The 9,891-nt window shown below is 70.9% G+C and carries 10 protein-coding genes and 1 tRNA gene; 6 read left to right on the forward strand and 5 right to left on the reverse strand.

The genetic code is table 11. The annotated features are described in order from the left end of the window. A partial coding sequence (locus BN12_RS11360) for a hypothetical protein (protein ID WP_048552556.1) occupies window positions 1-434 on the forward strand: 434 nt, incomplete at its 5' end. Window positions 435-528: 94 nt separating this feature from the next. Here BN12_RS11360 and BN12_RS11365 read toward each other — a convergent pair. Then, a complete protein-coding gene (locus BN12_RS11365) occupies window positions 529-1,182 on the reverse strand; it encodes a TetR/AcrR family transcriptional regulator (protein ID WP_048552557.1) in 654 nt (217 codons plus the stop codon). Between the two features lie 38 nt (window positions 1,183-1,220). Between BN12_RS11365 and BN12_RS11370 the strand changes: the two genes are divergently transcribed. Together BN12_RS11370 and BN12_RS23410 are read left to right on the forward strand one after the other, a co-directional pair. Further along, window positions 1,221-1,844, forward strand: a complete 624-nt coding sequence (locus BN12_RS11370; protein WP_268807006.1) for a class I SAM-dependent methyltransferase — start codon at window positions 1,221-1,223, stop codon at window positions 1,842-1,844. Window positions 1,845-1,888: 44 nt separating this feature from the next. Then, window positions 1,889-2,488, forward strand: coding sequence for a DUF3159 domain-containing protein (locus BN12_RS23410; RefSeq protein ID WP_053080013.1), 600 nt, complete (start codon window positions 1,889-1,891; stop codon window positions 2,486-2,488). Window positions 2,489-2,701: 213 nt separating this feature from the next. Here the strand turns inward: BN12_RS23410 and BN12_RS11380 are convergent, their stop codons facing one another. Further along, complete coding sequence (locus BN12_RS11380) at window positions 2,702-2,956, reverse strand: hypothetical protein (protein ID WP_235432379.1); 255 nt, start codon at window positions 2,954-2,956, stop codon at window positions 2,702-2,704. A 219-nt stretch (window positions 2,957-3,175) separates the two neighbouring features. Continuing rightward, the gene (locus tag BN12_RS11385) at window positions 3,176-5,038 is read right to left on the reverse strand and encodes a phosphoenolpyruvate carboxykinase (GTP) (RefSeq protein ID WP_048552562.1); all 1,863 of its coding nucleotides are present in this window, start codon (window positions 5,036-5,038) and stop codon (window positions 3,176-3,178) included. Window positions 5,039-5,617: 579 nt separating this feature from the next. Here BN12_RS11385 and BN12_RS11390 point away from each other — a divergent pair. The 3 genes from BN12_RS11390 (at window position 5,618) to BN12_RS11400 (ending at window position 7,869) form a co-directional block, all read left to right on the forward strand. Further along, window positions 5,618-5,690, forward strand: a tRNA-Arg gene (locus tag BN12_RS11390). 272 nt (window positions 5,691-5,962) lie between these two features. Continuing rightward, window positions 5,963-7,054: an isocitrate/isopropylmalate dehydrogenase family protein gene (locus BN12_RS11395; RefSeq protein WP_048552564.1), complete on the forward strand. Its 1,092-nt coding sequence runs from the start codon at window positions 5,963-5,965 to the stop codon at window positions 7,052-7,054. A 23-nt stretch (window positions 7,055-7,077) separates the two neighbouring features. After that, window positions 7,078-7,869: an aspartate/glutamate racemase family protein gene (locus BN12_RS11400; RefSeq protein ID WP_048552566.1), complete on the forward strand. Its 792-nt coding sequence runs from the start codon at window positions 7,078-7,080 to the stop codon at window positions 7,867-7,869. Here the strand turns inward: BN12_RS11400 and BN12_RS11405 are convergent. Continuing rightward, entirely contained in the window at window positions 7,829-8,815 is a 987-nt protein-coding gene (locus tag BN12_RS11405) for an alpha/beta fold hydrolase (protein WP_048552568.1), read from the reverse strand. The genes BN12_RS11400 and BN12_RS11405 overlap by 41 nt on opposite strands. 171 nt (window positions 8,816-8,986) lie before the next feature. Continuing rightward, entirely contained in the window at window positions 8,987-9,787 is an 801-nt protein-coding gene (locus BN12_RS11410) for a 5'-nucleotidase, lipoprotein e(P4) family (protein WP_053080014.1), read from the reverse strand. Window positions 9,788-9,891 lie beyond the last annotated feature (104 nt).

Genomic DNA, 9,891 nt, shown 5'->3' on the forward strand with positions numbered 1-9,891 from the left:
CCGGCGAGGCTGCGGGCGCCGAGGCGGCGGCGGGCGCTGAGGCGGCGGCGGACCCGCTACGGCTCCAGCCGGAGCTGTCCTCGGCGCACCTCGTGCTCTGCACGCTGTTGCACGACCTAGGGCATCCGGATGCCGCCCTCGACCACGGGCGGCAGGCCGTCGAGGGGTTCGACGACCTCGCCGACCGGTCTCCGGGCTTCCGGCGTGACCTCGCCCGCAGCCTGATGGCCGTCGCCCGGGTCCGGCTCGACCACGGCGAGGCCGCGCGAGCCACCAAGGACGCACAGCGCGCCCTGGCTCTCCTCGAGGGGCTCACCGCGGAGCAGGAGGCCCACATCACCCAGGCCGTCACCCGCCGCAGCCACGATCTCGCGACGGCGCAGTCCCTCGTCAGGCAGGCCCGGGAGGCGGCGTGGGGAGCGGCCGGACCCTGAGGATGCTCGCCATCGGTCTTCAGGATCGGCGCTCACCACAGGCCTCCTCGACGCGACTCGGGACCGCGTTCCCTCCCGCGATCCTCCCTCCCGGTCAGCGGGGTGGATCGGACGGGACTCGAGCCCGCGGTGACGCGTCAGCGGCATGGCGGATCGACCGCCCGGCGGCCGCCGGGCCGTCGCCATAGCCGATCGCGAGCCGGTAGATCATGTCGGTGAGGAGGAACCGGTTCGCGTCCTCCGACAGCATCGCGGTCTGCGCGAGGGTGATCACCCCGTGACCGCTCATCCAGATCTGCCCGGCCCAGGCGCGCGCCAATGTCGGCTCTGCGGGCTGGAATCGGCCGACCTCGATGCACCGCTGCACCGCGGCGAGCAGACGCTCGAACACGCCGGACCCCTCGTCGGGCTCACCGGGCGGGCGGTCGACGAAGAGCGCTCGATAGAGCTGGGGATCCCGCGTCCCCGCCTCGACGTAGGCGAGGGTGACGGCCGCCAGGTCGGCGACGGGGTCCTCCGTCCGTGCAATGGCGTCGATCTCTCCGCACAGTCGCGCGAACCCCTCCCGACGGACCTCTTGCTGGAGCCGCTCCATGCTGCCGAAGTGGGTGTAGACCGCCATCGTCGAGGTCCCCACCTCCGCGGCGAGCCGACGTGTGCTCAGGGCCTGCCGCCCCTCGCCGGCCAGCAGCCGGGTGGCTGCCGCGACGAGCGCGGCCCGCACGTCGGGGTCGGCGCGTCGTGGCATACCTTGACCATACCATGACACTGATATACAACAGTGGTATGCAACGTGCTCATCTCCGTCCTGCCTCTGTCGCCGAGGTGCGGTCCCAGTGGCGGGCCCGCGTGCTGCCGACACTGCACGGGACCGTCCTCGACGTCGGGGCGGGCGACGGCAGCAGCCGGACGCATCTCCCGGCCGACGCCAGCGTGACCCTCTTGGAGCCGCACGCCACCTCTGCGCGTCGTCTGGAGCGACTCGCCGCGCGGTCGGCCGGGGTCCGCGTGCTGCCGGCGCCCGCCGAGTCGATCCCTCTACCCGCCGCCAGCGTGGACACCGCGATCTGCTGCCTGGTCCTCTGCTCGGTGATGGACCAGGACCTCGCGCTCGAGGAGATCCGGCGTGTCCTTCGTCCCGGTGGCCGCCTCTTCGTCCTCGAACATGTCGCCGCCCGTCCCGGGTCCTGGGCATGTCGCGGCCAACGACTCATCGCGCCCGTGAGCCGCCGGTTCGACCGCGGATGCGACCCCGCCCGCGACACCGAGGCGGCTCTCCGGCGGTCCGGCCTGCGGGTCGTCGATCTCCGCCGACTCGACGCGGCCGGGCCCATGGGTGTGCGGATCCCTCACCTCGAGGGTGTGCTGGCCCGGCCCGACCGTGCGCCGTCCGCCTCCGAGTCGGCATGAGGAGTCCTGGAACGTCCTTCCGCGCGGTCGAGCCGGAGGTTGGCGTGGAAGGCTCGGCGTGGCATACGGCATGGCGGTCCCTGCGGCGGGCGGGCCTCGTCGCGCCGGAGCTGCCGTCCGTCGCCTTCATCGCCGTCGCCACGTCGAGCGGCTTCCGGTGGGGTCTCGTCGCGGCCGGTCTCCTCCTCGCGGCAGTGCTCGTCGTCAGGCTCGTTCGCGCGTTGCCGGTGCGCGCCGTCCTGGGCGGAGCCGCCGGTCTCGCCGTCACGGCCACCATCGCCCGGATCACCGGTGTCGCGGCGAGCGGCCTGCTCACCGACATCGGCACGGACCTCACCATCGGCGTCGTGCTCGCCGCGTCGGTGGCCGTCCGACGCCCGCTCTTCGGCATCCTCTGGCGAGGCCTCCGGCGTCGGTCGCCAGTCTCCTCCCGCCCAGACCGGGTCGTCCTTCGCGGGTACTCCCTCACGACGGCTCTCGCTGCGGCCGTGCTGCTCGTGCGTGGCTCCCTACTGGCCGCTGTCTATGTCGCGGGCGAACCTGTCGCCTGGCTGCTCGGCGTCAAGTTCGCCCTCGGACTGCCCGGCACGCTCCTCGTCATCGCTGCCTTCTACGCCGCCGGCAGCCTTGAGGACGCACCATGAGACGGAGAGGCCCGACTCCGCCCCAGCCCTTGTGGGGTAGGGAGACGACAAGATCCGGCACGTGCGCAAGCTCCCTTCTGCACGTGCCGAGAAGATGTCGTCGCACGACTCGTTCGGGAGCATCAACTCGGCACGTGCGGGGTGTCGTCACCATGCCCTTGTCGCGGGCCCGGGGAAGTGTCGACGGGCAGCTGAGCGCGAACGACCGGTCGATCAGTCGCGGCCGAACCGCTGATGGGCGTTCCGAGGCGTCGTCTCGAGGGCCGCAGCGATCACCGCCCAGGAGTCGCCCGCAGCCCGGGCCCCCTCCACAGCACGACGCAGTTGCTGCTGAGCTTCCTCGACGGCCAGCCGCGCGGCGATGATCTTTCGGAAGTGCGTGGCGTCCCGTGCCGGATGCGTCGCGGGGTCGAGGGCATCAAGGGCGGCAACCTCGTCGTCCATGTCGGTTCTCATGGTCTTGGGCATCCTGGCATCGCCTCAGGTAGTGATAGCGACTCCCCGAACCGCTGGGAGAACTTCTGCACTGTGCTCAAGGGTTCCGGGGTGACCCCACAAGACTGAGCCTCACCCGACAACGAAAGTGGGGTGAGGCTCAGTCTTCCGGGGTGACCCGATAATGCGAGCGACGCGGGACCGCCGGGGAGTGCGAGGCCCGGGAACCCCAGTGGGCGGGGAGGAGTCGGCTCAGAGACCGAGGCGGGCCTTGAGTCCGTCGAGCTCGACGCGCAGCTGGACCGGCAGGTTGTCACCGAACCGGGCGAACCACTCCTCGATCTGCGGGATCTCGGCACGCCACTCGTCGACGTCGACCGCGAGGACGGCGTCGAGCTGCTCGGGCGTCAGGTCGAGCCCCGAGAGGTCGAGCGACTCCGGCGTCGGCACGTGCCCGATCGGCGTCTCGACCGCGGCGGCCGTGCCCTCGATGCGCTCGATGACCCACTTCAGGACGCGCGAGTTCTCGCCGAACCCCGGCCACAGGAACCCGCCGTCCTCGTCGCGACGGAACCAGTTGACATAGAAGATCTTCGGGAGCTTCGCCGCGTCGGCGTCCTTGCCGATGCCGATCCAGTGGTTGAAGTAGTCGCCCGCGTTGTAGCCGATGAAGGGGAGCATCGCCATCGGGTCGCGGCGGACCACGCCGACCTGCCCGACCGCGGCGGCCGTCGTCTCCGAGGAGAGCGTCGCGCCCATGAAGGTGCCGTGCGTCCAGTCCCGCGACTCGGTGACGAGCGGGATCGTCGTCTTGCGGCGACCGCCGAAGAGGATCGCCGAGATCGGCACCCCACGCGGGTCGTCGTACTCGGGCGCGAGGATCGGACACTGCGAGATCGGCGTGCAGTAGCGGCTGTTCGGGTGGCTCGACAGCTCGCTCGACGAGGGTGTCCAGTCCTCGCCCTTCCAGCTCCTCGCGTGGGCCGGCTCGTTCTCCAGTCCCTCCCACCACACGTCGCCGTCGTCGGTGAGGGCGACGTTCGTGAAGACCGAGTTGCCGCGCTCGATGGTGCGCATGGCGTTCGGGTTCGTCGTCTCGTTCGTGCCCGGCGCGACGCCGAAGAACCCGAACTCGGGATTCACGGCATACAGGCGTCCGTCGTCGCCGAAGCGCATCCACGCGATGTCGTCGCCGAGCGTCTCGACCGTCCAGCCGGGGATCGTCGGGGCGAGCATCGCGAGGTTCGTCTTGCCGCACGCGCTGGGGAAGGCCGCGGCGACGTAGTGGACCTGCTGCTGCGGCGAGGTGAGCTTGAGGATGAGCATGTGCTCGGCGAGCCAGCCCTCGTCGCGGGCCATGACCGAGGCGATGCGCAGGCTGTAGCACTTCTTGCCGAGGAGGGCGTTGCCGCCGTAGCCCGACCCGTAGGACCAGATCATCCGCTCCTCGGGGAACTGGACGATGTACTTCGTGTCGCTGCACGGCCAGGCGACGTCCGACTCGCCCGGCTCGAGCGGCGCGCCGAGCGAGTGGAGGGCCGGCACGTAGCGGGCGTCATCGCCGAGCTCCTCGATGCGGCGCAGGACGTTGACGCCGCAGCGGGCCATGACGCGCATCGACACGACGACGTACTCGCTGTCGGTGATCTCGACGCCGAACATCGGGTTCTCCGCGTTGAGATGGCCCATGACGAACGGGATGACGTACATCGTGCGTCCCCGCATGGACCCGGCATACAGGCCACGCATGATGGCCTTCATCTCCTGCGGGTCCATCCAGTTGTTCGTCGGCCCGGCGTCCTTCTCCTCGGCCGAGCAGGTGAACGTCCGGTCCTCGACGCGCGCGACGTCGTTCGGCGAGGACGCGGCGTAGAACGAGTTCGGCTTCTTCCGCTCATCGAGCCGGGTGAACGTGCCCGCCGCGACGAGCCGGTCGGTGAGCCGGGTCCACTCGGCCTCGGAACCGGTGACCCAGACGACCTCGTCGGGCGTCGTGAGCGCGGCGACCTCGTCGACCCAGGCCTGCAGCCCGGCGTGCGTCGTGCCCGCGGCCAGTCCGTCGGTGCGCTCGGTGCTCTCGGTCGTGGCGGTCGGCTCGGTCGAATGCGTCGTCATACAGGGATTCACATGCCTTTCGTCTGCGCGCTCGATACGCGCGGTTCAGGAGGTTCCCCCACGAGTTCTCCGTTGAACGGCGGCATGGCCCTCCGGTGGGCACCCGCCAGTGGGCTTCCACCGAAGGTAAGGGGGGCTCCGACGTGGCCCCGACCGCCGAGAGCGCTCTCGGACGTGAGCCGCCTCACAACGGGGTGTTTCGCACTGAAAGCCGCTTGCAGGGACCCTGAAAGGAACAAACAAGGACTTTGTATGCCGGTCCGCCCCGGCGCTCGTCCGCCACTCCCCCGGCACTCCGCCCCCACCGCCGTCCACGCCGTCCCCGCTTCGCACGTGCCGAGTTGATGTCGTCGTGTCGGCGTCGGAACAGCATCAACTCGGCACGTGCGGAACCGGACGTCGCACGTGCCGAGTTGATGTCGTCGTTCTCGACTCGGGACAGCAACAACTCGGCACGTGCGAGGGCACGAACGACCGGGGACCCCACCCGACCTCGACCGGGGGCCGGCGATTTCATGAGGTCCGGGGAGTGCCTGTAGGCTCGTCCCTCGTTGCGCTGGGCGACCCTCGGCGTGACCTGCGCCCGTAGCTCAACGGATAGAGCATCTGACTACGGATCAGAAGGTTGGGGGTTCGAATCCCTCCGGGCGCGCTCTGTGTTGAGACAGACGGACAGGCCCCTGACCAGCGGAGACGCGGGCGGGGGCCTTGCTCGTGCCTCCGCCTGCGGGCTGCGGGCTGCGGAAGATCCGCCTCGAACTTGCATCGCCGGCCCGGCCCGGACTGACGAAAGGGGTGCACCTGGCCGCTGGATCCCGCCGACCGTCTAGTCTGCTTCGACGCCGCCGTCCGCGGGGACGACACCGAGGCTCTCGATCCGAGTCGACCGACCCCCAGCCGCACTCCCAGAGCAAGGAACACCTCGTGACCACGACCACCGCCACGAAGCAGTACACCCTCGGCGTCCTCCACGGCGACGGCATCGGGCCCGAGATCGTGCCCGCCTCCGTCCTGATCGCGGACGCCGCCATCGCCGCGGCCGGCGGGTCACCGGTCGACTGGGTGAGGCTGCCGGTCGGCTTCGAGGCCATCGCCGAGCTCGGCGAGGCCACGCCGACGTCCACCCTCGCGGCGCTGGCCGACACCGACGGCTGGCTGCTGGGACCGCACGACAGCGCCGCATACCCCGAGCCGTTCAGGTCCGAGCTCAACCCCTCCGGGACCATCCGCAAGCACTTCGACCTCTATGCCAACATCCGGCCGGCGAAGGCCTACGAGGGCCGCAACGCCGTCGTGCCCGGCACCGACCTGGTCATCATGCGCGAGAACACCGAGGGCTTCTACGCCGACCGCAGCACCTACCGGGGCACCGGCGAGTTCATGCCCACTCCCGACATCGCCATCGCGATGGGCATCATCACCCGCCAGGCCTGCGAACGGATCGCCCGCGAGGCGTTCGAGCTGGCCGGTCGGCGTCGCAGGAAGGTCACGATCGTCCACAAGGCCAACGTCCTGAAGATGACCACCGGGCTGTTCCGCGACGTATGCCGCGAGGTCGCCACCGACTACCCCGACATCCAGGTCGACGACTTCCACATCGATGCCATCACCGTGCACCTGGTCCGTCGTGCCCACGAGTTCGACGTCCTCGTCACCGAGAACATGTTCGGGGACATCCTGTCCGACCTTGCGGGCGAGCTCGCCGGCTCCCTCGGTCTCGCCCCGTCCCTCAACACCTCGCAGGAGCGCGCCATGGCCCAGGCGGCCCACGGCTCGGCCCCCGATATCGCCGGTCAGGACCGAGCCAATCCCATCGCCATGATCCTGTCCACCGCGATGCTGCTGGACTGGCTCGGCGGGCGACACGAGGACCCCACGATGAATGCCGCCGCCCGGCTCATCGAGCAGGGCGTCACCGCCACCGTCACCGCCGGCACCTGCACCACGGACATGGGCGGCACCGTCGGGTGCCGCGAGTTCGCCGAGGCCGTCACCTCGACGATCACGCAGCGATGACCTCCTGTCACCCTGCCGGGCCCATGGTGGCCATCATCAACGCGACACCGGTCTCCGTGCGGCCGGCGCTCGCCGGGCTGGCCGCCGGATACCCAGAAGCCGAGCCGTGGACCCTGCTCGACGACCGGCTCGTCAAGGACGCCGAAGCGGCCGGAGGACTGACCGAGCCGCTGGCGCGGCGGATGCGCACGCTCATCACGTATGCCGTCGACTCCGGCGCATCGGCCGTCCTGCTCTCCTGCTCGATGTACGGCCCGGTCCTGCAGCAGGCCCGGCTCGACCACCCCCACATCCCCATGACCGCCTCCGACGAGGCGCTGTTCGCCGAGGTCGCCGAACGCGCCGACGACACCGTCCTGCTCCTCGGACCGCTCGCGCCCGCCGTGAGCGACACGGCGTCCCGGCTGCAGGCCGTGCTCGACGCCGCCGGGTCCCCCACGGCGCTGCGCCCGCACGTCGTCGACGGGGCTGCGGCCGCCACCGCCCGCGGCGACCTCGCCGGACTGGACGAACTCCTCATCCAGGCCGTCGAGACGAACCGCGACGACCGGCTCTCGGCCGTCGTCCTGGCCAACTTCTCCATCTCCCCTGCCCGGGCCGCCGTCCAGGCCGCGACCGCCCTGCCGGTCCTGGAGCCCACCACCCCGGCCGCCCGAGCGCTGCGCCGGCGCGTCACCGAGGCAGTCGGGGATTGCTGCCGATGGCGCTCGCCGGCCCCGGGCACGGCGCGCCGACCCTCCGGTCCGCCCGGGGTCGACCGAGCGTCACCCGAGGTCAACCGAGCGTCGCGAGGAACTCCAGGAGGAGCGCGTTGACCTCGTCGGGCCGCTCCTGCTGGACCCAGTGGCCGCAGCCCGGCAGGATCTCGCTGCGATGGAGCCGCGGCAAGGTCACGGGGAAGCGCTCGATGGCGCGGCCGCCCCACCGCGTCGGCCCGTCGAGCCGGCCGCCGACGAAGAGCGCGGGCACCTCGATCGGGCGGCCGCGCAGGACGGCGAGATCCTCCCAGTCCCGGTCGACGTTGCGGTAGCGGTTGAGCGGGCCGGTGAACCCCGAGCGGGCGAACTCCCCGGCATACAGGTCGAGATCGGCCGTGGAGAGCCAGTCCGGCATCGTGTCGGGATAGACGAACCGGTCCCGCATCTGCCCGCCCGGCGCGATCCGCCCCGACGGCGGCACACCCGCCGCACGAGCGGCCCGAACGCCGTCGCCGGAGGCCGTGTAGAGGATGCCCAACAGCCAGCTGCGAGGGTCTCCCTCGATCTCCGCCTCCGCCCGGCCGGGCTCCTGGAAGTAGGAGATGTAGAACTCCTCGTCGCCGCCCATCGCCGCGAACGCCTCGGTGGGACGGGTGGATCCGGACGGCGTGAAGGGCACCGAGAGCCCGGCCACGGCGCGGAACACGTCGGGTCGCAGGTGCGCCGACGACCAGGCGATCGGCGCGCCCCAGTCGTGCCCGACGATCACCGCGGACTCCTCCCCGAGGGCGGCGACCAGCGCGACGTTGTCGGCGACGTGCCGGAGCATCCGGTAGTCCTCGATGCGCTCGGGCCGGGAGGACCGGCCGTAGCCGCGCACGTCGATGGCCACCGCCCGGTACCCCGCCTCGGCGAGCGCGGGCAGCTGGAAGCGCCATGAGTACCACGACTCGGGGAAGCCGTGCACGAGGAGGACGAGCGGCCCCTCCCCCAGCTCGACGGCGTGGAGCTCGATGCCGTTGACGTGCTCGGTGCGATGAACCAGACCGGGGAGATCGACCACGACACGGGAGTCTGGCACGCCCCGCGGTTCACCCGGGTATGCGGTGGGACCCGTCACGCGGGTAGGCGACGGGATCGGCGACCGGGCATGGGAACCGGCGAACCAGGTATGCGGCGGGACCGGCCCACCCGCACCGCGCCGTGCGGGTGGGCCGGTTCGCTCAGCCTCGGCTCACAGCGAGGCGCCGATCGGCCGCTGCCACGCGGTGAGCGGCGCGCTCGTCCAGCTGCCGTACGTCGCGTTCGGCAGCACGATCCAGTCGTTCCCGAAGTGCTTGGCGTACTTCTTGACGAGCCGGTGGGACGTGGCGAGATCCGCGCCCTTGAAGTCGCCGCTGAAGTCCGCGAGGCTGTCGCCGAGCTGCATGACGAGGGTGTGGTGGCGCTCGATGTTCGCGCGGCGGACCGCCTTGGAGGGCCCGAGCAGGAGGACCTGGCGCTCGTTGACCTGCGGGAACCTCAGCTTCCGGAGCGTGGCGAGGGTCGCCGCCTTGTTCTCGTCCGAGCGGTCGGAGACGTAGAAGATCTTCACGCCGAGGCTGCTCGCGTGGTGGAAGAACGCCGATGCTCCCGGAATGAGCCGCGGGTTGCCGTGCAGCTCCCAGTCGTTCCAGGTGTCCCACGCCGTGTAGTCGTGGCACGCCTCCATGTCCCTCACGAGGAGTGCGCTGTTGTCGATGGCCGTCTCGTCGAGGTCGGTCATGACCGCGAGGTGGGCGCGCTGCGACCTCGGGTACTTCGCGACGATCCGGTCGAGGTTGCGCGTCGCGACCGCGTAGGACTGGCCCTGCAGCGCCGCGGCCTCGGCCGACTGCTGCTGGTAGCGCAGCCCCATCGCATACTCGCGAACCGCGCACGTCGAGCTCGTCGACCCCTGCGTCGCACGATCCGCGCCGTGGCTCGGACCCGTGAGACCGATCGCCGCACCCGCGACGAGCCCGGCAATGCCCAGTAATGCTCCTGACCTCTTCACCGTGTCCCTCCTGACCGGTTGGAATGGGACCTCGCATGATGGCGCTGCCATCGCGTGCCGTCAATGCGTCCGGGCGCGCCGCGCGTGGCCCGGACCCGCCGTGC

The sequence above is a fragment of the Nostocoides japonicum T1-X7 genome, assembly GCF_001046855.1.
GTDB classification, from domain to species: domain Bacteria; phylum Actinomycetota; class Actinomycetes; order Actinomycetales; family Dermatophilaceae; genus Nostocoides; species Nostocoides japonicum.